The 24,595-nt window shown below is 64.2% G+C and carries 20 protein-coding genes; 14 read left to right on the top strand and 6 right to left on the bottom strand.

Annotated features, from left to right (window positions below; genetic code table 11):
• The first annotated feature begins 7 nt into the window (after window positions 1-7).
• The 3 genes from gmhB (at window position 8) to ACMG4O_RS03085 (ending at window position 1,751) form a co-directional block, all read left to right on the top strand.
• Window positions 8-562 carry a D-glycero-beta-D-manno-heptose 1,7-bisphosphate 7-phosphatase gene (gmhB, locus tag ACMG4O_RS03075; protein WP_142947956.1) on the top strand — a complete coding sequence of 185 codons (555 nt, stop codon included), beginning with the start codon at window positions 8-10 and terminating at the stop codon, window positions 560-562.
• A complete protein-coding gene (locus tag ACMG4O_RS03080) occupies window positions 559-1,317 on the top strand; it encodes a lysophospholipid acyltransferase family protein (protein ID WP_142947957.1) in 759 nt (252 codons plus the stop codon). The genes gmhB and ACMG4O_RS03080 overlap by 4 nt, the downstream gene beginning before the upstream one ends.
• A 71-nt stretch (window positions 1,318-1,388) precedes the next feature.
• Window positions 1,389-1,751 carry an H-NS family nucleoid-associated regulatory protein gene (locus tag ACMG4O_RS03085; RefSeq protein WP_142947958.1) on the top strand — a complete coding sequence of 121 codons (363 nt, stop codon included), beginning with the start codon at window positions 1,389-1,391 and terminating at the stop codon, window positions 1,749-1,751.
• A 60-nt stretch (window positions 1,752-1,811) separates the two neighbouring features.
• Here the strand turns inward: ACMG4O_RS03085 and gyrB are convergent, their stop codons facing one another.
• From gyrB to dnaA, 4 genes are all read right to left on the bottom strand, one after another.
• The gene (gene gyrB, locus ACMG4O_RS03090; RefSeq protein WP_142947959.1) at window positions 1,812-4,226 is read right to left on the bottom strand and encodes a DNA topoisomerase (ATP-hydrolyzing) subunit B; all 2,415 of its coding nucleotides are present in this window, start codon (window positions 4,224-4,226) and stop codon (window positions 1,812-1,814) included.
• A gap of 9 nt (window positions 4,227-4,235) precedes the next feature.
• Entirely contained in the window at window positions 4,236-5,336 is a 1,101-nt protein-coding gene (recF, locus tag ACMG4O_RS03095; protein WP_414434425.1) for a DNA replication/repair protein RecF, read from the bottom strand.
• Window positions 5,337-5,408: 72 nt separating this feature from the next.
• A complete protein-coding gene (gene dnaN, locus ACMG4O_RS03100; RefSeq protein WP_142947961.1) occupies window positions 5,409-6,509 on the bottom strand; it encodes a DNA polymerase III subunit beta in 1,101 nt (366 codons plus the stop codon).
• 26 nt (window positions 6,510-6,535) lie between these two features.
• Complete coding sequence (gene dnaA, locus ACMG4O_RS03105; protein WP_142947962.1) at window positions 6,536-7,939, bottom strand: chromosomal replication initiator protein DnaA; 1,404 nt, start codon at window positions 7,937-7,939, stop codon at window positions 6,536-6,538.
• 457 nt (window positions 7,940-8,396) lie between these two features.
• On the opposite strand from dnaA, the gene rpmH reads away from it, so the two are divergent.
• From rpmH to gdhA, 11 genes are all read left to right on the top strand, one after another.
• Window positions 8,397-8,531, top strand: coding sequence for a 50S ribosomal protein L34 (gene rpmH / locus ACMG4O_RS03110; protein WP_083209650.1), 135 nt, complete (start codon window positions 8,397-8,399; stop codon window positions 8,529-8,531).
• Window positions 8,532-8,579: 48 nt separating this feature from the next.
• Window positions 8,580-8,957, top strand: a complete 378-nt coding sequence (gene rnpA, locus ACMG4O_RS03115; protein WP_255442246.1) for a ribonuclease P protein component — start codon at window positions 8,580-8,582, stop codon at window positions 8,955-8,957.
• A gap of 42 nt (window positions 8,958-8,999) precedes the next feature.
• On the top strand, window positions 9,000-10,736 hold the full coding sequence (gene yidC / locus ACMG4O_RS03120; protein ID WP_335628250.1) for a membrane protein insertase YidC: 1,737 nt from the start codon (window positions 9,000-9,002) through the stop codon (window positions 10,734-10,736).
• Window positions 10,737-10,841: 105 nt separating this feature from the next.
• Complete coding sequence (gene mnmE, locus ACMG4O_RS03125) at window positions 10,842-12,218, top strand: tRNA uridine-5-carboxymethylaminomethyl(34) synthesis GTPase MnmE (RefSeq protein ID WP_335628249.1); 1,377 nt, start codon at window positions 10,842-10,844, stop codon at window positions 12,216-12,218.
• Between the two features lie 110 nt (window positions 12,219-12,328).
• Window positions 12,329-13,369 (top strand): sensor domain-containing diguanylate cyclase, encoded by a 1,041-nt coding sequence (locus ACMG4O_RS03130; RefSeq protein WP_370203457.1) that lies wholly within the window; start codon window positions 12,329-12,331, stop codon window positions 13,367-13,369.
• A gap of 95 nt (window positions 13,370-13,464) precedes the next feature.
• Window positions 13,465-14,829, top strand: a complete 1,365-nt coding sequence (locus tag ACMG4O_RS03135) for a class II fumarate hydratase (protein ID WP_142947967.1) — start codon at window positions 13,465-13,467, stop codon at window positions 14,827-14,829.
• A 57-nt stretch (window positions 14,830-14,886) separates the two neighbouring features.
• Entirely contained in the window at window positions 14,887-16,521 is a 1,635-nt protein-coding gene (locus ACMG4O_RS03140) for a fatty acid--CoA ligase (protein ID WP_067606278.1), read from the top strand.
• A gap of 256 nt (window positions 16,522-16,777) precedes the next feature.
• Window positions 16,778-17,866 (top strand): efflux RND transporter periplasmic adaptor subunit, encoded by a 1,089-nt coding sequence (locus tag ACMG4O_RS03145; RefSeq protein WP_370210828.1) that lies wholly within the window; start codon window positions 16,778-16,780, stop codon window positions 17,864-17,866.
• Window positions 17,866-20,970, top strand: coding sequence for an efflux RND transporter permease subunit (locus tag ACMG4O_RS03150; RefSeq protein WP_194855296.1), 3,105 nt, complete (start codon window positions 17,866-17,868; stop codon window positions 20,968-20,970). Before ACMG4O_RS03145 ends, ACMG4O_RS03150 begins: the two co-directional genes overlap by 1 nt.
• The gene (locus tag ACMG4O_RS03155) at window positions 20,942-21,616 is read left to right on the top strand and encodes a M48 family metallopeptidase (protein WP_414434426.1); all 675 of its coding nucleotides are present in this window, start codon (window positions 20,942-20,944) and stop codon (window positions 21,614-21,616) included. Before ACMG4O_RS03150 ends, ACMG4O_RS03155 begins: the two co-directional genes overlap by 29 nt.
• Before the next feature lie 63 nt (window positions 21,617-21,679).
• Window positions 21,680-23,011, top strand: a complete 1,332-nt coding sequence (gene gdhA / locus ACMG4O_RS03160) for an NADP-specific glutamate dehydrogenase (protein ID WP_414434427.1) — start codon at window positions 21,680-21,682, stop codon at window positions 23,009-23,011.
• A 7-nt stretch (window positions 23,012-23,018) separates the two neighbouring features.
• On the opposite strand, the gene ACMG4O_RS03165 is transcribed toward gdhA, so the two are convergent.
• Together ACMG4O_RS03165 and ACMG4O_RS03170 are read right to left on the bottom strand one after the other, a co-directional pair.
• Complete coding sequence (locus tag ACMG4O_RS03165) at window positions 23,019-24,110, bottom strand: glutathione S-transferase (protein WP_335628241.1); 1,092 nt, start codon at window positions 24,108-24,110, stop codon at window positions 23,019-23,021.
• Between the two features lie 81 nt (window positions 24,111-24,191).
• Window positions 24,192-24,395, bottom strand: a complete 204-nt coding sequence (locus ACMG4O_RS03170) for a cold-shock protein (RefSeq protein ID WP_142947974.1) — start codon at window positions 24,393-24,395, stop codon at window positions 24,192-24,194.
• Between the last annotated feature and the right edge of the window lie 200 nt (window positions 24,396-24,595).

Here is a 24,595-nt window from a genome sequence, read left to right on the forward strand (position 1 = left end):
GCCGCCCATGAACGCATCCAAACTGGTTATTCTCGACCGCGACGGGGTGATTAACGAAGACTCCGACGCCTACATCAAAACCCCCGAGGAGTGGCGCCCGCTGCCCGGCAGCGCGGCCGCCATCGCCCGGCTTAACCACGCCGGGTACCGCGTGGTGGTGGCCACCAACCAATCCGGGCTGGCACGGGGCTATTTCGATCAGGCCGGCCTGGACGCCATTCACCGCACCATGGCGGCCCACCTGGAGGGCGCCGGGGCCCGGCTTTCCGGCGTGTTTTTCTGTCCCCACGGTCCGGACGACGGCTGCGCCTGCCGCAAACCGTTGCCGGGACTGATTGACCAAATTGTTGCCGAGTATGGCGATGTCACCGGTGTCCCCATGGTTGGTGATAGTCTGAGGGACCTGGAAGCCGGCGTCGCGCGCGGCTGCCGCCCGGTGCTGGTGCTGACCGGCAAGGGCCGGCGCACCCTCGACAAAGGCTTGCCGGAAACCCTGGGCCCGGTGGATGTTTACGATTCCCTGGCCGGGTTCGTCGATCAGTTTCTCAAGGACCCTTCATGAAAGAACCCGCCGGTGGCCCGCCCAGTTGGGGCATCCGCATTCGCAGTGTGCTGTTTTTCGTTATCTACAACGCGGTGGGCATTGTCCATGGTCTCAACTGCCTGCTGATTGGCTGGTTTCTCCCCCGCGATCAACGTTACCGTTTTGTGAATATCTGGACCCGCTTCGCCATGTGGCTGCTCGGCCGTCTCAACGGCGTGCGTATTCGGGTGGAGGGCCGCGAGCATTTGCAGGACGGGCCGATGGTGATAATCGCCAACCACCAGAGCAGTTGGGAAACCTTTTATCTGCAATTATTGATCTCACCCCAGGCCACGGTGCTGAAACGGGAACTGCTGTGGCTGCCGTTTTTCGGCTGGGGCCTGGCGCTGCTTAATCCGATTCGCATTGATCGCGGCAAGGGCAGGGCGGCACTGAAAGCGGTTTTGGAGCAGGGCGCCGAGCGTCTTAAGGACGGCATTCCGGTGGTGATTTATCCGGAAGGCTCCCGACAGAAACCCGGTACTTTGGGCCATTTTAATCACGGCGGTTCGTTACTCGCCTGCCGTAACAAGGTGCCGGTGGTGGCGATCAGTCATAACAGCGGCGATTGCTGGCCGGCCCGTTCCTGGCTGCGCTTGCCCGGTGAAATTATTTTGCGTATCAGCCCGCCCATTAATACCGAGGATAAAGACGCAAAAACCGTTACCCGGCTGGCGGAACAATGGATTTTTGAACATTATCCCGGTGAACCGGCCAAAACCCCGAAAGCGTAATTGCGTTTTTTTCTAATAATAACTACAGTTTCCCGCACAAGGCCGACCCTATCTATTAAGGACCACCGAAAATGACTATCAATCTTGACGATCTTTCTGTCGCGGAACTGGAAAAACTGATCAAGCAGGCTGAGAAAAAGCTCGAGAAGAAACGTCTCGACGCGGTGAAAAGCGCCCAGGCGGAAATTTCCAAGATCGCCAAGGATCTCGGCGTTTCCGTGGATGACCTGCTGCAGGAAAAAGCCAGCCGGCAGAAGAAGGCGGCTCGCAAAACCACCGCCCGCAAGAAGAAAGCAGGCGTTCGCAAGCCCGCCAAGGTGAAATACCGCAACCCGAACGACAGCTCGCAAACCTGGACCGGCCGTGGCAAGCGCCCGGTGTGGCTGCGCGAAGCCCTGGAAAACGGCGCCAAGCTGGAAGATTTCGCGGTTTAACCCCGCCGGTTTGAGAGCCAGGCAACCGGGCGCCCGCCCGGTTGCTCCCTTCTGTTTTTTCTAGATATCCAGATTGGACACCTGCAGCGCATTGGACTCAATGAACTTGCGGCGCGGGTCCACGTCGTCGCCCATCAGGGTGGTGAAGATCTGATCCGCGGCAATCGCATCCTCCACCGTTACCTGCAGCATCCGACGGGACTCGGGATCCATGGTGGTTTCCCACAGCTGGTCCGCGTTCATCTCCCCCAGACCCTTATAGCGCTGCACACTGGTGCCGCGGCGGGCCTGTTGCATCAGCCAGGCCAGGGCCTCGGCGAAGTGGCGGATCGGTTTGCGGGTTTCACCGCGCTCCACGGCCGCGTCACTGGCCAGCAGCCCCTCGAGCGTCTCGCCCAGGTGCTTGATGCGCCCGTAATCCGGCGATTGCAGGAAGTCCAGTGACACCCGGTACTCCCGGGGCACCCCGTGGGCGATCACCTTCACATGGGGCAGATAGAGGCCTCTCTCGGTGTCCAGCTCCGGGCTCACGGTGAACGTCTGGCTGCCGTCGGTGAGGGCGTCCACGCGGGCGCCCAGATCGGCGCACCACTGCTTCATGAAGGCTTCGTCGGTGAGCTTGCTCTCGTCCACGGACGGCATGTAGATCATCTGCTCGAGCACCAGCGCCGGGAACACCCGGGACTGGCGGTCGACGATGCGCATCACCTGGCGGTATTCGCCGATCAGGTTGCCCAGGGGCTCACCGCTCACCGGCGGGGCGTCGTTACCCGGGTAGAGGGCGGCCTTCTCCAGCGCCAGGTTGGTGAGGTAGTCCTCCAGGGCCGGGTCATCCTTGATGTAGGTTTCCTGCTTGCCCTTCTTGACCTTGTAGAGCGGCGGCTGGGCGATATACACATGGCCGCGGGCAATCAGCTCCGGCATCTGCCGGAAGAAGAAGGTGAGCAGCAGGGTGCGGATGTGGGAGCCGTCCACGTCCGCGTCGGTCATGATGATGATGCGGTGGTAGCGCAGTTTTTCCACGTTGTATTCATCACGGCCGATCCCGCAGCCCAGTGCGGTAATCAAAGTGCCTACCTCTTGGGAGGAGAGCATCTTGTCGAAGCGGGCTTTCTCCACGTTGAGAATCTTACCCTTCAACGGCAGGATCGCCTGGTACTTCCGGTCGCGGCCCTGCTTGGCGGAGCCGCCCGCGGAATCACCCTCCACGATGTAGAGCTCGGAAAGCGCCGGGTCTTTTTCCTGGCAGTCCGCCAGCTTGCCGGGCAGGCCGGCGATATCCAGGGCGCCCTTGCGGCGGGTCATGTCGCGGGCCTTGCGGGCCGCGTCCCGGGCCCGGGCCGCGTCGATGATTTTCTGGACGATCTGCTTGGCTTCCTGGGGATGCTCCAGTAGGTAATCCTGAAATTTCTCGGACATGGTCTGCTCAACGGCGGTCTTCACCTCGGAGGAGACCAGCTTGTCCTTGGTCTGGCTGGAAAACTTGGGATCCGGCACTTTCACGGAAATCACCGCCGTCAGGCCTTCACGGGCGTCGTCGCCGGTGGGGTTGGCTTTTTCCCGCTTGAGGAAGCCTTCCCGGTCCATGTAGTTATTCAGCGAACGGGTCAGCGCGGCACGGAAGCCCGCCAGGTGGGCACCGCCGTCGCGCTGGGGAATATTGTTGGTGAAGCAGAAAATATTCTCCTGGTAGGAGTCATTCCACTGCATGGCCACTTCCACGGCGATGCCGTCTTCCCGGTCGAACTGGAAGTGGAACACCTCATTGAGCGCGGTCTTGCTCCGGTTGAGGTAGGTGACGAAGGCACTCAGACCACCTTCGTACTCAAAGATGTCCTCGTCGCCGGTGCGCTCGTCCTTCAGGTGGATTCGCACGCCGGAGTTCAGGAAGCTCAGCTCGCGCAGCCGCTTCGCCAGGATGTCGTAGTGGAATTCGATATTGGTGAAGGTCTCGGACGACGGCCGGAAGTGAATCGCGGTGCCGGTGCTGTCCGTGGTGCCCACCGTATCCAGCGGCTTTTCCGGCACGCCGTGGCGGTAACTCTGCTCATACACGTTGCCGTGGCGACGGATGGTCAGCTTCAGGGATTCGGACAGGGCGTTGACTACGGAAACGCCCACGCCGTGCAGCCCCCCGGAGACCTTGTAGGAGTTGTCGTCGAACTTACCGCCGGCGTGCAGCACGGTCATGATCACCTGAGCGGCGCTGACACCCTCTTCGGTGTGCATGTCCACGGGGATGCCGCGGCCGTTGTCCGATACGGAGATGGATTCATCCGGATGGATGACCACCCGGATCTCGGAACAGTGCCCGGCCAGGGATTCGTCGATGGAGTTATCGACCACCTCGAAAACCATGTGATGCAAACCGGTGCCGTCATCCGTATCACCGATGTACATGCCGGGACGTTTGCGAACGGCGTCCAGACCCTTCAGCACCTTAATGCTGGATGAATCGTAGTTTTGTTCCGCCATGTCTTTACCTTATGGATCGTCCGATATCCGCTGAACACGGCCATGTTCCACGTGGAACATTCGGGCCGCAGCGCCCTTATGCTCATCAAAAGCGGGGTCCAGGTGCTCCCTGTCCACCGCCGTTATCAATGTTTGGTGTGATCCCGCCGCCAGAAACCCCAGCAACGTGGCCCGGTGGGTCTGATCCAGTTCAGAGCCCAGATCATCCACCAGCAGCGTGCAGACCTTCCCGGCCTCCTGGATCAGGGGAAGCTGGGCCAGCACCAGGCCGTAGGTCATGATCTTGGCCTGGCCTCGGGACACCCGGTCCCGGGCAAGGCTGCCACCCGCCGTGATCTTGAGCTCGGCACGGTGAAAGCCGGTGTGGGTAAACCCGCGACGCAAATCTTCATCGCGGGAGCGGGCCAGGGCGTCCAGATAGGATTCGCCCTCCCGGCGCCCGGTCTGCAAAACCAGCCCGCCTTTGATCTCCGGAGCGAGCAACGCCATCGCTTCCAGCCAGCGGCTTTTCAGCCGCTGCAGATACCCATCACGTAACCGTTCAATACTATCAGAACTGGCCGCCAGTTTCTGGTCCCAATAGCCCAACTCCCGGGGGGTTACCCGGCCGCTGCGCAGCAGGGCATTGCGCTGCTTCAGGGCGGCGCTGGCTTCCTTCCACACCGGCAGGAAGGAATGTTCCACGTGGAACATTCCCCAGTCCAGAAACCGCCGGCGCAGAGCGGAGGGCCCGAAGATCAACTCCACCGACTGGGGGTGCAACGCCAGCACAGGAAGCAGGGCGGCCACATCGCTCAGGGCACCTGGCGTGGCGCCATTGAGCTTCAGCGACTGGATGCCGCCGGGGGCGCGGCGAATGCCAAGCCGGTGATGGTTTTCACCAATCTCCACGCGGGCGAACAGGGTGGCGGCGTCGGCGCCGTCGCGGACCAGCCGGGACAACCGGCCGCCGCGAAAGGAGCGGCCGCCACTGCCGATAAAGTAGATGGCTTCCAGCAGACTGGTTTTGCCGCTGCCGTTGGCGCCGACAATCAGATTCAGTCCCGGCGCCGGCGAAAGCTCCGCCTGCTGATAGTTACGGAAATCCGTGAGTCGCAGATCAGCTAGCATGAAAGGGCAAGAAGGCGGGGAAGAGTGGGCGCCCGCTGAAAGCAGGCGCCGGTGCTTGGCAGGGGGCGCGCCCTAGAGGCGCATCGGCATAACCACATAAATGGCCGCCTCGTGCTCCGGATCGGTGATCAGAGCACTGCTGTTGCTGTCGCCCAGTTCCAGGCGGGCCTGGGTGCCGTCCATGGTGTTGAGGACATCGAGCAGGTAGCTGACATTGAAGCCGATCTCCAGGGGGCCACCCTGGTAGTCCACGGACACTTCCTCTTCCGCTTCTTCCTGCTCCGGGTTGTTGGCGACGATACGCAGGCTGCCTTCGGAAAGCTGCACCCGCACACCGCGATACTTCTCGTTGGAAAGAATCGCCACCCGGCTCAGCGCCTGGCGCAGCGTTTCCCGATCAGCCATCACCACCCGGCTGCCGTCCTTGGGAATCACGCGTTCGTACTCCGGGAACTTGCCGTCCACCAGTTTGGAGGTAAAGGTAATCGATCCGGCTACAATGCGAATGTGGTTACGGCCCAGGGTGAGGCGTGCGTTCTCCGCCGCGTCGGACAGGATCCGCGCCAGCTCCATGACACCCTTGCGGGGCAGGATCACGCCGGCTTCCTCGCTCTGGCCTTCCAGGGCCGCGTCGCACAGCGCCAGGCGGTGACCGTCGGTGGACACCGCCCGCAGCATACCGGAGCGCAGCTCGAACAGCATGCCGTTAAGGTAGTAGCGGACGTCCTGCTGGGCCATGGAGAAAGCGGTATGGTCGATCAACTGACGCAGGGTATGGGGCGCGATCTCCAGCACCGAACCGCTGTTGTCCTCTTCCTGATTGGGAAACTCGGACGCGGGCAGAGTGGCCAGGGAGAAACGGCTGCGGCCGGAGCGCACCAGCATTCTCTCGCCGTCCACCTCGAAGCGGATGTCCGCCTCCGCCGGCAGGCTCTTGGCGATGTCCACCAGCTTGCGGGCCGGCACCGTGGTTTCACCGGCCTGGTGTTCACCTTCCAGCGGCAACCGCGCCACCAGCTCCAGTTCCAGGTCGGTGCCGGTCAAGGAAAGTTGGCCGTCCCCCACTTCCATGAGCACATTGGACAAAACCGGCAGCGTTTGGCGTTTTTCGACCACCGCGGCAACTTGCTGTAGCGGTTTGAGCAGTTGTTCACGGTTGATGGAGAATTTCATGTCGCTTTCCCGTTTCAGTTGATCCGTCAGGACGTCAGGGTCCTCAGGAGGTTTTGATAATCTTCTTCTATTTCCGGATTGGATTCGCGCAGCTCCAGCACCTTCCGGCAGGCATGCAATACCGTGGTGTGGTCCCGGCCGCCGAAGCTTTCCCCGATCTCGGGCAGGCTATGGCTGGTCAACTCCTTGGACAACGCCATCGCCACCTGGCGCGGCCTGGCCACCGAGCGGGTACGCCGCGGTGAGTGCAGGTCCGGCACCTTGATCTTGTAGTACTCCGCCACCGTGCGCTGGATATTGTCGATGCTGATCTGGCGGGCCTGCAGGGCGATCAGATCCTTGAGCGCTTCCTTGATCAGGCCGATATCGATCTGCGCCCCGGTGAAGCGCACATGGGCGATCACACGGCGCAGCGCGCCTTCCAGCTCCCGCACATTGGAACGGATCCGCTGGGCGATAAAGAAGGCCGCGTCATTGGGCAGCTCGACCCGCGCCTCTTCCGCCTTTTTCTTCAGGATCGCGACCCGCGTCTCCAACTCCGGCGGCTCCAGCGGTTGCGACAGCCCCCACCCGAACCGGCTTTTCAGCCGTTCCTCAAGGCCGTCCACTTCCTTAGGGAATTTATCGCATGTCAGGATGATTTGCTGCCCGTTTTCCAACAACGCATTAAAGGTGTGGAAAAACTCCTCCTGGGACTGCTCCTTACCTGCAAAAAACTGAATATCATCAATCAGCAGGGCGTCCACCGAACGGTAGAAGCGCTTGAACTCGTTGATGGTCTTATTCCGCAACGCCGAGATCATGTCCGCCACGAACCGCTCACTGTGCAGATAGACCACCTTGGCGTTGGGGTTGCGGCGCATCAGCTCGTTGCCCACCGCATGCATCAGGTGGGTCTTACCGAGCCCCACACCGCCGTACAGCAGCAGCGGGTTATAGCCGTGGCTGGCCGGGTTCTCCGCCACCTGCTGGGCCGCCGCGCAGGCCATGCGGTTGGACTTGCCTTCCACGAAAGTCAGAAAGGTGAAGCCCGAATTCAGATTGCTGCGGTGTTTGGCGGCACCGCCCAGCTCCGGCGACACCGCCTTGGCGCGGGGCTCGATCACCGGCGCCGCGCGGCTGTCGGCGGGGCGGCCACGGGCGGCACCGGCTTCCGGTTGCCGGGGCGCCGGGGCGGCCCGGGAGCTGCCCACTTCCAACCGTAACTGGGGCAGGGGGCCGCTCTTCAGCTCGCCCAGCACCTCGCTGATACGTTCCACGTATTTGTCGCGAACCCAGTCGACCACGAAGCGATTAGGCGCGAAAAGCGTCAATTCTCCGCCATCCTCGGAAGCCGTCACCTGTAACGGCCGGATCCACATGTTGAATTGCTGGGACGGCAGTTCGTCTTCCAGCCGAGTCAAACAGCGATTCCAAAGCTCCTCGGACACATCCCCGCCTTTACCGTCGATGGTGAATAAGACGTTGCATTCTATACCCCCGTCCGGCCAATTATCCACAGCTCCCGGGACCTTTTTCTTTTCACTTTTCCTGTGGATAACTACGGCGGTAACCCTGTGCGCACCCGGGCTCACAACTCTGGGGATAACCAGGTGGATCAATTCCGTCCCCAATTGACCACCGACTGTCCCCCGTTCGTCCCCGTGACTTACACACAGTTATACGTCAGTTGCCAACAGGCTAAATCATTGCTTTATATGGCTTTTTCCCGCTTATCCACAGAATCGGCCTTCCCTTACTATTACCACTGCTACTAAAAACATATAAATATTTAATTCTTTTAGTAACACCCCGACCCGCTCCGGAAAGCCCGGTTGACAGCCAGCCCCCGCACGACTATTATCCGCGGCCTCTTAAGCCCATGACTTCCTATTTGGGGATGACGCCATGAAACGGACATTCCAGCCGAGCAACATCAAGCGTAAGCGTAACCACGGTTTCCGTGCCCGCATGGCCACCAAAAATGGCCGCAAAATCGTCGCGGCACGTCGCGCCAAAGGTCGTAAACGGCTGACAGCCTGAGTCAGCCGCCGGCGCTGACCGCTGTCTTCCGTTTTCGCCATGGTGCCAGTGTCAGCGCCCGATACCCCGTCCTTCCGCTTCACCCGAGAACAGCGCCTGCTTGACGGCGCCCAGTTCCAGGCCGTGTTCAACGCCCCAGACTGGCGGGTCTCCGACCGCTATTTTCTCATTCTTGCCCGCCGTAACGACCTGCCCCAGGCACGACTGGGTCTGGTGATCGGCCGTCGTAAAGCACGCCACGCCGTGGACCGCGCCGCGATCAAGCGCCGTGCCCGCGAACAGTTCCGTTTGCGCCAGCATGAGCTGGCCGGCCTGGATCTGATCGTGCTCCTGCGGGGCCCTTGTCCCAAGGAAGGGGGGCGTTCGTTGACACCGGCCCTGTCCGAGCTGCTGGACAAGCTGCTTGCCAAGCGTGGGCAAGACTGAGAAACTGCCGTCCGCTTTTTCTCGCCAGAACCCAATCGAATTATGGATATCCCTCGCGCGTTAGTGATCACTGGTATTGCCGTTGTTTCCTACCTGATGATCCAGGCGTGGCAACGGGACTATATGTCCCCGCAGACCACGCCGGTGGCCCAGGAACAAACCCTGGCCGACGACACCGCCCCCGCCAATGACAGCGACCCGCTGCCGCAGCCGGACAGCGCCGAGGGCACCGTGCCGGAACCCGCCGGCGAGCAGCAGGCCGAGGCGCCGGCCCCGGACTCCCAGAGCGGTGACGCCGAGCAGCGCATTGAAGTGAATACCGATGTGCTGGCCCTGGAGATCGATCCCCTGGGCGGCGACATCGTTCGCGTGGCCCTGCCCGAATACCCGCGCCACGCGGACACCCCGGATCAGCCGTTCGTTCTGCTGCAGAACGACGCCGGCCGGACCTATGTGGCGCAAAGCGGGCTGGTCGGCAAGAACGGCACCGACACCGCCGAAGGCCGCCCCACCTGGCAGGCCGGGCAGGACCGCTACCGCCTGCAGGACGGCGAGAAAGAACTCAACGTGGATCTCACCCTGAGCCAGAGCGGCGGGGTGGAGATCATCAAACGCTATACCTTCGAGCGCGGCAGCTACCTGGTCCGGGTCAGCCATATTGTCCGCAACAACAGCGGCGAGGCCTGGCAGGGCGCGCTCTACGGCCAGATCAAACGGGACGGCAGCGAAGACCCGGGCAAAAGCACCCAGGGCTTTATTCCCATGCCCACCTACCTGGGCGCGGCGTACTGGAGCCAGGACAAGCCCTACAACAAGCTGCCGTTCGACGACATGCAGGACGAGCCGCTGCGGCTCACCCAGGAGGGTGGCTGGATTGCCATGCTCCAGCACTATTTCGTGTCCGCCTGGATTCCCGATGCCCAGGGGCGCTACACCTACTCCACCCTGTACCGCGAGAACCGCAACGAATACCTGCTGCGCTTCGTGTCCGCCTCGGCGGAAGTTCAGCCCGGCGAGGAAAAGGTGTTCTACGCGGAGTTCTACACCGGTCCCAAGATCCAGGATCGCCTGGAAGCGATCAGCCCCGGCTTTAACATGACCGTGGACTACGGCTGGCTGTGGTTCCTGGCCCAGCCGATCTTCCACCTGTTGGTGTTCCTGCAGAGCGGCGAGCTGGATATCTTCGGCCTGCAGATGGATCTCGGCTTCGGGGTCGGCAACTGGGGCGTGGCGATCATCCTGCTGACGCTGGTGATCAAGTCCCTGTTCTTCAAGCTCAGCGCCACCAGCTACCGGTCCATGGCCAAGATGCGCAAAGTGGCCCCCGAGATGCAGCGCATCAAGGAAGAGAACAAGGGCGACCGGCAGAAGCAGCAGCAGGAAACCATGAAGCTGTTCCAGCGGGAGAAGATCAACCCCCTGGGCGGCTGTCTGCCGATTCTGGTGCAGATGCCGGTGTTCATCTCGCTCTACTATGTGCTGCTGGAATCGGTGGAACTGCGCCAGGCGCCGTTCTTCCTGTGGATCAACGACCTGTCGGTGATGGACCCGTACTTTGTCCTGCCGATTCTGATGGGCGCGTCCATGTTCCTGCAGACCCGTCTCAACCCGACGCCGGCGGATCCCACCCAGGCCCAGGTAATGAAATGGATGCCGGTGATCTTCTCGGTGTTCATGCTGTGGTTCCCGGCGGGTCTGGTGCTGTACTGGCTGACCAACAACCTGTTGTCGATCGCCCAGCAGTATCTGATCACCCGCAAGATCGAACGCGGCGGGTGATCACCCACCGCGGCGAAGAAACCCAAGCCGGCCCGACAAGGCCGGCTTTTTCTTTTCACCGTCCCTGTCTGGCGTCCCACCGCCAGGGCTCCCTATAATCCCGCCATGTCCGCAGCCAGCTCCGACACCATCGTCGCCATCGCCACCGCCCCCGGCCGGGGAGGCGTGGGTGTGCTGCGTCTGTCCGGTGATCGCGCGCTCGACATTGCCAGATTACTCATTGGTGAGCGCTCACTTTCGCCGAGAAAGGCGCATTTCAGCACCTTCAAGGATCCGGAAGGCCAGGTGATCGACGAGGGGCTGGTGCTCTGGTTCCCGGCACCCGGCTCCTTCACCGGCGAAGAAGTGGTGGAACTGCAGGGCCACGGCGGCCCGGTGATCCTGGATATGCTGGTGGCCGCCTGCGTGCACCACGGCGCCCGCCAGGCCCGCGCCGGGGAGTTCTCCCAGCGGGCCTTCCTCAACGACAAGATGGACCTCACCCAGGCGGAGGCGATCGCCGATCTGATCGACGCCGGCACCCGGGAATCCGCCCGCGCCGCCCTGAACTCCCTGCAGGGCGCGTTCTCCCGGGAAGTGAACACCCTGGTCGAGCAGCTCATTCAGTTGCGCATCTATGTGGAAGCGGCCATCGACTTCCCCGAGGAGGAAATCGATTTCCTCTCCGAAGGCGGGGTGGCCGACGACTTGCGCGGGCTGATCCGTCAGGCGGAGGAGGTGCTGGCCAGCGCCCGCCAGGGGCGCCTGGTCCGGGAGGGCCTGACCCTGGTGATCGCCGGCCGGCCCAACGCGGGGAAATCCTCGCTGATGAACGCCCTGGCCGGTTTCGACGCCGCCATCGTCACCGAGGTGGCCGGCACCACCCGGGACGTGCTGCGCGAAGCGATCCAGCTGGACGGCATGCCGCTCAATCTGATCGACACCGCCGGCCTGCGGGAAAGCGGCGACCAGATCGAGCAGGAGGGCATCCGCCGGGCGTTCGCCGAAATCAAGAAGGCGGACCGCTTGCTGGTGGTGGTGGACGCCCAGGAAACCCCGGACAACCTGGATGATCTGGCCACGCTGCTGCCGCAGAGCCAGCAGCAACTGGACGATCTGGATCTGCCGGTGACCCTGGTGCTCAACAAGGCCGACCTGAGCGGCGACCCGCCGGGCCCCCACCCGGAGCGGCCGGATACCTTCATTCTGTCCGCCGCCAGCGGCGCCGGCATGGACGCGCTGCGCCGGCATCTCAAAGCCGCCGCCGGCTACCAGGGCGAGGCGCAAAGCCGTTTCTCCGCCCGCCGCCGTCATATCACCGCTCTCCAGGACGCCCTCGCCGCCCTGGCCAAGGGCGCCGACCAGCTGCACCGGCACGCCGCCGGCGAGCTGCTCGCCGAGGACCTGCGGGCGGCCCAGCAGGCGCTGGAAGAGATCACCGGCGCCTTTACCGCCGACGACCTGCTGGGACGTATTTTTTCCTCCTTCTGCATCGGTAAATGAACCCGGACGGTATTTTAGGTATCTTGCGTACTGGCTAAATGCCAGCACCGGCCCGGTTCCGGTCGGGGGAACAGGCAGGATGCGCATGCTCGTGGGGGGCGAATGACGCAATGGGGACAAACGAAACGCTTGACGTGCAGGGCGCCCAGGGGCAACGCCGGGCGCTGCTCAAAGCACTGCTGATCATCACCGGGGTGTCCGGTGCTTTATTCTTCGTGATCAACACGCAACGGGGGCTGCACCTGCTGGCCACCATTGAGCTGGTCACCGGCGCGGCGTCGATGATGCTGTACGTGGTGGTCAGCCGTACCCGCAATCTGCGGGTCTGGACGCTGGTTTATCTGATTCCCTTTCTGACCATCATGATGGTGGCGATGTACCTGCCCGGCACCTCACCGACGGTGTTCCTGTGGGTCTACATTATTCCGGTGATCTCCCATCTGTTGTTGGGGCTGCGGCTGGGTTTCGCGGTGGCGGTGTTCTTCATGCTCACCGCCTTCGCCATTTTCGTGCTCAAGCATCCGCGTTTGCTGTACGAATTTCACTTCGCCAGCCTCGCCAATATTCTGATTTCCTGCGCGGTGGCGCTGGCCTTCGCCTACGTCTACGAGCGGGGCAGCGAAAAGGCCCGCGCCGGGCTGATGGTGATCGCTTCCACCGATCCGCTCACGCGGCTGGCCAATCTGTACCGCTTCCGTGAATCCTTCCAGCAGGAGCGGCACCGGGCGCAGCGCTACGACGCCGACCTGACCCTGCTGGTGCTGGATCTGGATTACTTCAAGAAGGTCAACGACACCCACGGCCACGCGGTCGGTGACCAGGTGTTGATTCACGTGGCCAATATCCTGCGCCGGCGGCTGCGCGCTTCCGACCTGGTGTGCCGGGTCGGCGGCGAGGAATTCACCGTGTTACTGCCGGACACCGGGCTCGAGGAAGCGATCAAGGTGGCGGACAGCCTGCGCCGCTTGATCCGCGACACCCCCTACCGGGACCAGGCGGTGACGGTCTCGCTGTCCTGCAGCATCGGCGTGGCCCTGTGGGGCCGCGACGGCGACACCCTGGAACAGCTTATGGAGACCGGCGACAAACGCCTCTACCAGGCCAAGCAGGCCGGGCGGGACCGGGTGGAAAGTGGCCCGGTGGCGGGCTGACGCCGCGGCGAAGGTGGACCCGTCGCACCCGGTTGCCGATACTGAGTGCCGACCAAAACCCGTCGCCGGCCGACACCGGGCCGCAAGGAGAAGTCATGAGCGATACCCGTTTGGAGAAGGATTCCCTGGGAGAGATTGAGGTTCCCGCCGAAGCACTCTGGGGCGCCCAGACGCAGAGGGCGGTGGACAACTTTCCGATCAGCGGCCGGCACCTGCCGGACCGCTTTATCCAGGCGGTGGTGCGTGTGAAGCGCTGCGCCGCCAACGTCAACGCCGACCTGGAGTTGCTTGACGACCAGCGCCGCCGGGCCATCGTCGCCGCCTGCGACGAACTGCTGGGCGGCGCCCACACCGACCAGTTTCCGGTGGACGTGTTTCAAACCGGTTCCGGCACCAGCACCAATATGAACGTCAACGAGGTGATCGCCCGGCTGTGCGGCGACGCCGGCGTGCACCCCAACGATCATGTGAACCTGGGGCAGAGCAGCAACGACACCATTCCCACCGCCATGCACCTGTCCTCGGTGATGGCGGTCAGCGAGCAGCTGCTGCCCGACCTGGAACACCTGATCGCCACCCTGGGCCTGCGCGCGCGGGAGGGGAAGGACCTGGTGAAAACCGGCCGCACCCATCTGATGGACGCCATGCCGGTGACGGTGGAGCAGGAACTGCGCACCTGGGTGCTGCAGCTGCAGGCCGCCAGCGAACGCCTGGCGCGCGCCCGCAACGAGCTGCACGCGCTGCCCCAGGGCGGCACCGCGGTGGGCACCGGCATCAACGCCCATGCGGAATTCGGTGACCGCTTCGCCGCCGCCCTGGCGGACGACACCGGTGAACCCTTCACCGCCTTGCCGTATCCTTCGGTGGCGCAAAGCGCGGTGGACGCGCCCTTGAACCTGTCCGCCGCCCTGCGGGGCCTGGCGGTGGTGCTGATGAAAATCAGCAACGACCTGCGCTGGATGAATTCCGGGCCGATTCACGGGTTGTCGGAGCTGCAACTGCCGGCCACCCAGCCCGGGTCGTCGATCATGCCCGGCAAGGTAAACCCGGTAATCTGCGAGTCCGCCACCATGGTGGCGGCCCAGGTCATGGGGCTGGACCAGGCCAACACCGTGGCGGCCCAGAGCGGCAACTTCCAGCTCAACGTGATGCTGCCGCTGGTGGCCACCAATCTGCTGGATATGACCCGCTGGCTGGCCAACAGCTGCCGTAATCTGGCCGACCAGGCCATCGAAGGGCTGACCTGGAACCAGGAGCACCTGGCGGAAGGCGTGGGCCGCAACCCGATTCTGGTCACCGCCCTGAATCCGGTGATCGGCTACGAAAAGGCCGCCGCCATCGCCAAGGAAGCGTTTTCCACCGGTCAGCCGGTGATTGAGGTGGCGCTTGCGCACACCGATCTGGATCGCCAGCGTCTGGAAGCGCTGCTGGATCCCCTTAAACTGACCGGCCCGGGCTGAACCCGGGACCGTGACCCTGTTTCACTTTTTAATTTTTGTTTGGTGATGGAGAGAGCAATGAGTAACGACCTGACCATTCAGCGCACCGCCGAAGCGGTGGAATCGCCGCTGGTGATCAACAGTATTCTGGAATCCGGCGTGCGTAACGCTCCCGAGCAGGAGATCGTCTACGCGGACCAGCGTCGCATGAGCTACCGGGATCTGGAAGAGCGGGTCAACCGGCTCGCCGGCGCGCTGGCGGAGTGCGGGGTCAAGCCCGGCGACACCGTGGCGGTGATGGACTGGGACACCCACCGTTACCTGGAAGCGTTCTTCGCCATCCCGATGATGGGCGCGGTGCTGCACACGGTGAACGTGCGCCTCAGCCCGGAACAGATTCTCTACACCCTGAACCACGCCGAGGACGACGTGATTCTGGTGAACCGGGAGTTTCTGCCGGTTCTCGAGGAGCTGAAAGACCGCATCGAAACCGTGAAACGCTATGTGCTGCTGGACGACGAAGGCGGCAACCTGGATTCCCAACTGGACATCGCCGGCGAGTACGAAGCCCTGCTGCAACAGGCCCCGGCTGAATTCGATTTCCCGGAGCTGGACGAAAACACCCGCGCCACCACCTTCTACACCACCGGCACCACCGGCCTGCCCAAGGGCGTGTACTTCTCCCACCGGCAGCTGGTGCTGCACACCTTCGCCGGCCGCGCCGCGCTGTCCGGTTCCGGGCACGGACGTTTCAACCAGGACGACGTCTACATGCCGATCACGCCCATGTTCCACGTGCACGCCTGGGGCGTGCCCTATGTGGCGACGCTGCTGGGCGTCAAGCAGGTGTACCCGGGCCGCTACCTGCCGGAGACCCTGCTCAAGCTGCTGGTCACCGAGAAAGTCACCTTCTCCCACTGCGTGCCCACCATCATCCAGATGCTGCTGCAGGCCGAGGCCGCCAAGAACGTGGACCTGAAAGGCTGGAAGGTGATCATCGGCGGCTCGGCGCTGCCCAAGTCCCTGGCCAAGGGTGCCCTGGAGCGAGGCATCGACATCTACACCGGTTACGGCATGAGCGAAACCTGCCCGCTGATTTCCCTGGCGTTGCTGCCCCCGGAGCTGGAAGACGCGGACCTGGAAACCCAGGTGGACTACCGCACCCGCACCGGCCGCCCGGTGCCCATGGCGCAGATGCGGATCGTCGACGACAACATGAACGAAGTACCCCGCGACGGTAAAACCCAGGGCGAGCTGGTGCTGCGCGCGCCCTGGCTGACCCAGGGCTACCTGAAGGACGAGGACAACTCCAAGAAGCTGTGGCACGGCGGCTGGATGCACACCGGGGACATTGGCGTGATCGACGCCGACGGCTGGCTGAAGATCACCGACCGTATCAAGGACGTGATCAAGACCGGCGGCGAGTGGATCTCTTCCCTGGATCTGGAAGGGCTGATTCTGCAGCACGACGGCGTGGCCGAATGCGCGGTGGTCGGCGTGGAGGACCAGAAATGGGGCGAGCGCCCGGTGGCCCTGGTGGTCAAGGGCGGTGAAGTGGACGAAGACGCGATCAAGGAACTGGTCAGCCAGTACGCCGACAAAGGCGTGATCAGCCGCTACGGCATCCCCGACCGGGTGGTGTTCGTGGACGAGCTGCCCCGCACCTCGGTGGGCAAACTGGACAAGAAGAAGATGCGCGCCGAAATGGTGTGACACCCCCTGCCCGGGCCGGCGTCCGCCGGCCCGTTTTTCCTTCCCGTTGATCCGAATTTTCACCCTGCCAGAAGCGGAAACCGTGTAGGCTGCGGGAACCACGCTCACCGGACCGGGTCTGTTACCTGGCAGGCCCGGGGCGTTCGCGCGTGGGCCCGGCCAGGGACGGGCCGATATCCTAATGATAAACCGAGCGCACCTTAAGCCGGGCCGGCCTCAACAGGCACCGGGGTGCCTGTGAGCCTGGAGTAGAATAATGTTGCGAGTGATCGCGGGTCTGGCGGTGATCGCCGTACTGGCCGCCGCCGGTTGGTGGTGGTTGAGTGATGGGGAGAGCGCCGCCGCGCCGCAGCGTCCCGCCACGACGGTGAACGTGGTGCCCGCCATCAGCCGGCCGCTGAGTGACAACCTGGAAGTGGTGGGCACCGCCCGCGCCACCCGCGCCATTGTCCTGGTCACCCAGGTGGACGGCCGGGTCGACAAGATCCATTTCCAGGAAAGCCAGGAAGTGGAAGCCGGCGACCTGCTGGTGACCCTGGACGACCGCGCCGCCCGCGCCGAGACCGACCGCACCCGCGCCGACTACCAGCGCGCGCTCTCCGATTACCAGCGCGCGTCACGGCTGGTCGGCGGCAGCGCCATTTCCGAAGCGGAAGTCGCCAACCTGAAAACCACCATGGAGTCCGCCCGGGCGACCATGGAGTCCAGCCGCGTGGCACTGGATGACCATTACCTGCGCGCGCCCTTCGACGGCGTGGTGGGGCTGCGCCAGGTGGACGAGGGGGCCTTCCTGCAGGTGGGGGCGCCGATCACCACCCTGGACAGCGTGCGCAACCTGGAGGTGAACTTCCAGGTGCCGGAACGCTACCTGTCCGAGATCCGCCCCAATCTGACCGTGGAGGTCACCAGCGACGCCTACTCGGGCAAGGTGTTCCGCGGCAGAATCGCCATGCTCGACAGCCGCGTGGAGGCCGCCAGCCGCAGCCTGACGGTCAAGGCGCTGCTGGATAACGCCGACTCCCTGCTGCGCCCGGGCCAGTTCCTGCAGGTGTCGGTGTTGCTGGCGGAGCATCCGGCGCTGCTGGTGCCGGAGCAGGCGGTGATCTCCCAGGGTGCGCAGAGCTATGTGTTCACGGTGAGCAACGACGATGTCGCCGAGCGGCTGCCGGTGAGTCTGGGCGGGCGCCGCGACGGCTGGGTGGAAATCACCGCCGGCCTGGACCAGGGGCAACCGGTGATCGTCAACGGCCACAGCCGCCTCGGCAGCGGCGCGCCGGTCAAGGTGGTCGAGGATGAGGGGGCTCTGATGCCCGCCCAGCGCGCGCTCCTGGAGGAGCCGGCCTGATGGTACTCAGCGATGTGTCGGTCAAACGGCCGGTCTTCGCCACCGTGGTCAGCCTGCTGATCGTGGTCTTCGGCATCAGTGCGCTGATGAAGCTGCCGATCCGCGAATATCCCGACATCGACCCGCCCCAGGTGTCCGTGGAAGTCACCTACGAAGGCGCCGCCCCGGAGGTGCTGGATACCCAGATCATCCAGGTGGTGGAAGGGGCCATCGCCGGCGTCGAGGGCGTCAGCCGCATAGAGTCCCGCTCGCGGCTGGGCTCGGCGCGCACCTCGGTGGAGTTCGATCTGGACCGGGACCTGGATATCGCCGCCAACGACGTGCGCGACGCCGTCTCCCGCATCATCAATCAGCTCCCTGAAGAAGCCGAAGCGCCGGTGATCGCGAAGAGCGATTCCGACGCCCGGCCGATCATCTGGGTGACGCTCAGCAGCGACACCCTGGCCACCCAGGAACTCACCGACTTTGCCGAACGCAGCCTGGTGGACCGCTTCGCGGTGCTCGACGGCGTGTCCGAGGTGAACATCGGCGGCGAGCGCCGCTACGCCATGCGGGTCTGGCTGGACCGCCAGCGCATGGCCGCCAACGGCATCGCGGTCAACGACATCGCCACGGCGCTGCGCGCCAATAACGTGGAGCTGCCCGCCGGACGCCTGGAGTCCGACAGCCGCAGCTTCACGGTACGCGCCGACAACCGGCTCGCCACCGTGGAGGAATTCCGCGATCTGGTGCTGCGTCAGCAGGGCAGCTACCAGTTGCGGGTGGGCGACGTGGCGCGGGTGGAGCTGGGGGTCGAGAACGACGACACCGAGCTGCGCGCCAACGGCGAGACCGCCGTGGGCCTGGGCATTATCCGCCAATCCAAGGCCAACACCGTGTCGGTCTCGGACAACGTGCGCGCCGAGATCGAGCGGATCCGCGAGAACCTGCCCGCCGACATCGCGCTGGACGTCAATTACGACGAATCCCTGTTTATCCGCGCCTCCATCCGGGAAGTGCTGATCACCCTGGGCCTGTCCATGACCCTGGTGATCCTGGTGATCTTCGCGTTCCTGGGCAACTTGCGCGCCACCCTGATCCCGGCCGTCACTATTCCGGTGTCGGTGATCGGCGCCTTCATGGGCCTGGGGGCGTTGGACTTCTCCATCAACGTGCTCACCCTGCTGGCGCTGATCCTCGCCATCGGCCTGGTGGTCGACGACGCCATCGTCATGCTGGAGAACATTCAACGCCGTATCGACGAAGGCGAATCCCGACTGGTGGCCGCCTACCTGGGGGCACGCCAGGTGGCGTTCGCGGTGGTCGCCACCACCCTCACCCTGGTGGCGGTGTTCGTGCCGATTTCGTTCATGGGCGGCGACGTGGGGCGGCTGTTCGGCGAGTTCGGCTTCACCCTGGCGGCGGCGGTGGTGATTTCCAGCGTGGTGGCGCTCAGCCTGGCGCCGATGCTGTGCTCGCGCTGGCTGCACCGCCACCGCAAGGAAGATGAAAACAAACACCTGCTCGAGCGGGGTCTGGCCCGTCTTAACGGTGGCTACGCCAGGGGCCTGAAGCGTTGCCTGGCCAACCCCTGGCCGGTGCTGGGCGTGGCGGCGCTGATCTGTGTGCTGGCCGGCCTGGCGTACACCGGTGTGCCCCGGGAGCTGGCGCCCACCGAGGACCGGGGCGTGTTCATCGTGCCGGCCACCGCGCCCCAGGGCGCCACCGCGGACTACACCACCCACCACATCAAGGAGGTGGAAGCCCTGATGCAGCCGTTGGTGGACAACGGCGAGGCCGAGCGGGTGCTGTCCATCGTCGGCTTCCGGGGGCAGCCGGAAAACGCCTTTATGATCACCCGGCTCAAACCCTGGGGCGAGCGCCAGCGCAGCCAGCAGGAGATCGTCCAGCAACTGCGCGGCGAGCTGGGCCAGGTGGCGGGCCTGCGCGCGTTCGCGGTGAACCCGCCGGGCCTGGGGCAGAGCGCCTTCAACCAGCAGCTTGAAGTGGTGATCGGCGGGCCGGACTACGAATCGGTGCAGCGCTGGAGCGAATCGGTGATGGCCTCCATGGAGGACAACCCCAACCTGCTCAGCGTGGATACCAACTACGAGGAAACCCAGCCGCAACTGAACGTGGAACTGAACCGGGAGCGGGCGGCGGACTTCGGCCTGTCCGCCGAGGACGTGGGCCAGACCCTGCAGGCCATGTTCGCCACCCTGCAGGCCTCCACCTATGTGGATAGGGGCCGCGAGTACGATGTGCTGCTGGAGGCCAACGAAAGCGAAGCGCGGGTGCCCGACGACGTTAATCCGATTTACGTGCGCACCGACGCCGGCGAGCTGGTGCCGCTGTCCAGCGTGGTGGATCTGAAAACCGTGGGCGCCTCACCGGAACTGCGCCGGGTGGACCGGCTGCCGGCGATCACCCTGTCCGCCAACATGGCCGAAGGCTACGACCTGGGCCGCGCCATCGACTTCGTGGAGCAGACCGTCAACGACACTCTGCCCCTGGAAGCGCGCCTCAGCTACAAGGGCATGGCGGAGGAATTCACCGAGGCGTCGTCGGCGATCTTCATCACCTTCGGCTTGGCCCTGCTGATCGTCTTCCTGGTGCTGGCGGCCCAGTTCGAAAGCTGGATCCACCCGCTGATCATCATGCTCACGGTGCCGCTGGCCATCGCCGGCGCGATCCTGGCGCTGCGGGTCACCGGTAACAGCCTGAACATCTACAGCCAGATCGGTATGATCATGCTGCTCGGCCTGATGGCGAAGAACGGCATTCTGATCGTCGAGTTCGCCAACCAGCTTCGGGATCAGGGTTACAGCGTGGCCGAGGCGGCCTACCAGGGCGCCATCATCCGCTTCCGGCCGGTGTTGATGACCGGGGTGTCGACCATCTTCGGCGCCGTGCCTTTGGTGCTGGCCACCGGCGCCGGCGCGGAAAGCCGCATCACCATCGGCGTGGTGATTCTCGGTGGTCTGTTGTTCGCCACCGTGCTCACCCTGTTTATTATTCCGGTGCTGTACGCCTGGCTGGCGCCCTACGCCAAATCCGCCGACGCCGTGAAACATCAATTGGAACAGGAGCTGCCCGGTGCACCGCGACAGTCCCCCGCCTCTTGAATACGAACTGGTGCGCAGCCGGCGGCGCTCTCTGGAAGTGCGGGTGCGCGTGGACGGCAGTGTGCAGGTGCGCGCTCCACTAAAACTGGCTGCCTACCGGGTGGAAGCCTTCGTGGACTCACGCCGGGACTGGATCCGTGATCAGCAGCAACGCATGGCGGCCCGGCCCCGGGTGCGCTGGCGCGACGGCGACCCCTGCCAGTACCTGGGTGAGCCGCTCACCCTGCGCGTCGCCGCCGCCGCCAGGGCGCGGGTGGCACGCCACGGCGACGAACTCCACGTGGGCGTGCCCGACCCCCACGACGAAGCCGCCGTCAGCCACGCGGTGCACGAGTGGTGGCGCGGGCTGGCGCGGACCCGCTTCCAGGAGAGCATCGAACGGCAGTTTCCCTGGTTCGCGGAACGGGGGCACCGGATGCCGGTGCTGCGGGTGAAAAAGATGCGCAGCCGCTGGGGCTCGCTGTCCCGGCGCGGCTACATCAACCTGAGCCTGGCACTGATGCAGTACCCGCCGGCGGTGATCGACTATGTGGTGATGCACGAGCTTTGCCATCTGGAATACATGCACCACGGCCCCGCCTTCCACGCCTTGATGGACCGCCGGATGCCGGACTGGCCGGCCCGCAAGCGGCGCCTGGACGGCTGAGGTTTTACCCTTTTTAAACGCACGCCGACTTGTATTTCACCCGCCTTCCTTTTCCATGGTGGCATGGATATGTCAGCGCTTTTAAAAGAGATCAAACAACGCGACCCCCACCACACCCATTTTCACCAGGCCGCGGAAAGCCTGCTGAACAGTGTGTCCGGGTATCTGGATCAGCACCCCGAGCTGCGCACCCAGGGGCTGCTGGCCCGGCTGCTGGAGCCGGAGCGGGTGATCCGTTTCCGCGTGCCCTGGGTGGACGACCAGGGCGAGGTGCGGGTGAACCGGGCCTACCGGGTGCAGATGAACGGTGCCCTGGGCCCCTACAAAGGCGGGCTGCGGTTCCACCTCTCGGTGAACCTGGACGTGCTGTCTTTTCTGGCCCTGGAACAGACCATCAAAAACGCGCTCACCGGCCTGCCGCTGGGCGCCGGCAAGGGCGGCGCCGATTTCGACCCCAAAGGACGCAGCGACGCGGAAATCATGCGTTTCTGCCAGGCCCTGATGGCGGAATTCCACCACCACATGGGGCCGGACATCGACGTGCCCGCCGGTGACATGGGCGTGGGCATGCGCGAAGTGGGCTATCTGTTCGGCATGTACCGCAAACTTTCCCGTTCCTTCGGCGGCGCGTTTACCGGCAAAAGCCTGGATTTCGGCGGCAGTGTCCTGCGGCCGGAAGCCACCGGCTACGGTTTGATCTACTTCCTGCAGAGCATGCTGACGCACCAGAACGAAAGCCTGAGCGACAAGACCGTGGCGGTGTCCGGCGCCGGCAACGTGGCCCGGCACGCCGCCGCCAAGGCCATCGAGGAGGGCGCCACCGTGGTCACCCTGTCCGATTCCCGTGGCACGGTTCACGCCCCCGAGGGCCTGGACGACGCCCACTTGGACGCGGTGGCGCGCATCAAGGCGGACGGCGGCGGCCTGGACCGGCTCGCTGAAGAGTTTGACGGTATCAAGCATTATCAAGGGGAGCGGCCGTGGCGGTTCGACTGCCAGGTGGCGCTGCCCTGTGCCACGGAAAACGAATTGGAGGAAGACGACGCCCGGCGGCTGGTGGACAACGGCTGTCGCTGGCTGGCGGAAGGCGCCAATATGCCGTGCACCGCGGCGGCGGTGGCGGTGTTCAAGGACAGCGACATGCTGTACGCGCCGGGCAAGGCGGCCAACGCCGGCGGCGTGGCGGTGAGCGGCCTGGAAATGAGCCAGAACAGCCGCCGCGAATCCTGGTCTGCCGGCGAGGTGGACCGGCGGTTGCGCGACATCATGGAGCGCATCCACCGCCGCTGTCTGGAACACGGCGGCGATGACGCCCGTCCGGATTACCTGACCGGCGCCAGTGTCGCCGGCTTTCAGCGCGTGGCGCGGGCGATGCTGGGGCAGGGCATTATCTAGCCCGGCGTCAGGCCGGGCGCACGGTGAGCTTGTGCTGGGCCAGGCGCGGCGGGTCCGGGAAGTCGATCAGCGCCTCGGCGCCGATATCGCGCAGGAACGTATCCGCCCGGCGGCGGCTGTCCGCGTCCAGGCCGTTCAGGTGGTCGCGCACCCGCTGGATCATCCACAGGCTGTAGGGGCGGATGATACGGCTGCCTTCGCGGCCCTCCAGGGTAAAGGCGTGACTGCCCAGCGCCCGGGGCAGGGTCTCGCCGGGGTGTTCCGCCATCCAGGCGCGCACGTGATGGGCCACGTCCACCATCGCCGGCAACATTTCCCTGGCCAGGCGCTTGAGCACCGGCAGCAGGGTTTCCGGGATGCTGTCGTTGTCGTCCAGCGGGGCGCGCAGGCCGCCGGGCTCGAAATGCAATTGCTCCACCCAGCGTGCCACGTTCGGCGCCCGTTCGCGCATCAGTTTGCCGGCCGTGGGGTCCCGGTACAGGTGGGCGTAGAGCGGCCCGATCAGGCCGAAATCCGCGATCGTCGCCTGGCTGCCCAGCAGGGCCGGGTGCTCGGCGAAATGGGCGTCCAGCTCGGCGAGCAGGTTCTCGTAGGCGGTCTCCACCGCGGGCACCATGTCCTCGGTGGCGCCCAGCAGGGTGGCCGCCTTGGAGAACGGCACCGCCAGTTTCTGGCCGATGGCCAGCTGGTTTTCCGCGGACTCATCGGGGGCGTTCATGGCGCCGAATTCCGCCATCGCCCAGTCGCGGTCGTAGAACCACCGGTAATGCATGGCCGGAATCACCAGCCACTCGTCCCCGTAGGCTTCCAGCATCAGCGCCACCAGCTTGCGCAACGGCGTGGCCGGGTGCAGCGCCGGGCCGTCGTCGGTTCGCGCCTGTTCCAGGGTTTCGATGATCACCGTGCTGTCCTGGAGGATGCGACCGTTCCCATCGCGCAGCACCGGGATCACCGGCGCGCCCACCGCCGGCACGATCACCTGGCGGTAGACGTCGGCGGTGGAGAGTACCTCCTCGAACGGTATCGCGGCCCAGCGCAGGTAGGCGCGGACTTTTCCGGTGAAGTAACTGACTTCGGCCCCGTACAGCGTGGTGGTCATGGTCTGGTTCCTGGTTCCGTTTTTGGCGGGCAAGAAAAAACCCCGCATGAAGCGGGGTTCTTCCCGGTCGTTGAGGTCGTCTTATTCGCCGACGACGTTCGCGGCCTGCGGTCCCTTGGGACCTTGCTGAATGTCGAAAGTGACTTTCTGACCTTCCGCCAGAGTGCGGAAGCCCGAGCCGTTGATCGCGCTGAAATGCACGAACACATCCGCGCCACCGTCATCCTGGGAAATAAAGCCGAAACCCTTGGATTCGTTGAACCATTTCACGGTACCAGTAGCCATTGAATCAATACCTCGAAAAAACTGAACATAGGGTGTTGCTTGCAAACCAGGAGGGGGTGTTCGGAGACTTCTTGGGCTTCACGCGAAGGAAGGCAACTACCAAAACCAACCACTGCCAAATCTGCAGCAATTTGACTTTACTACCCTTTTTTGCGCCGTTCCAAGCCTTTTTTTGTTAAACGCGGCCGGCGCCGCGCCGG

The sequence above is a fragment of the Alloalcanivorax venustensis genome, assembly GCF_047495515.1.
In the GTDB taxonomy this organism is placed as follows: Bacteria; Pseudomonadota; Gammaproteobacteria; order Pseudomonadales; family Alcanivoracaceae; genus Alloalcanivorax; species Alloalcanivorax venustensis.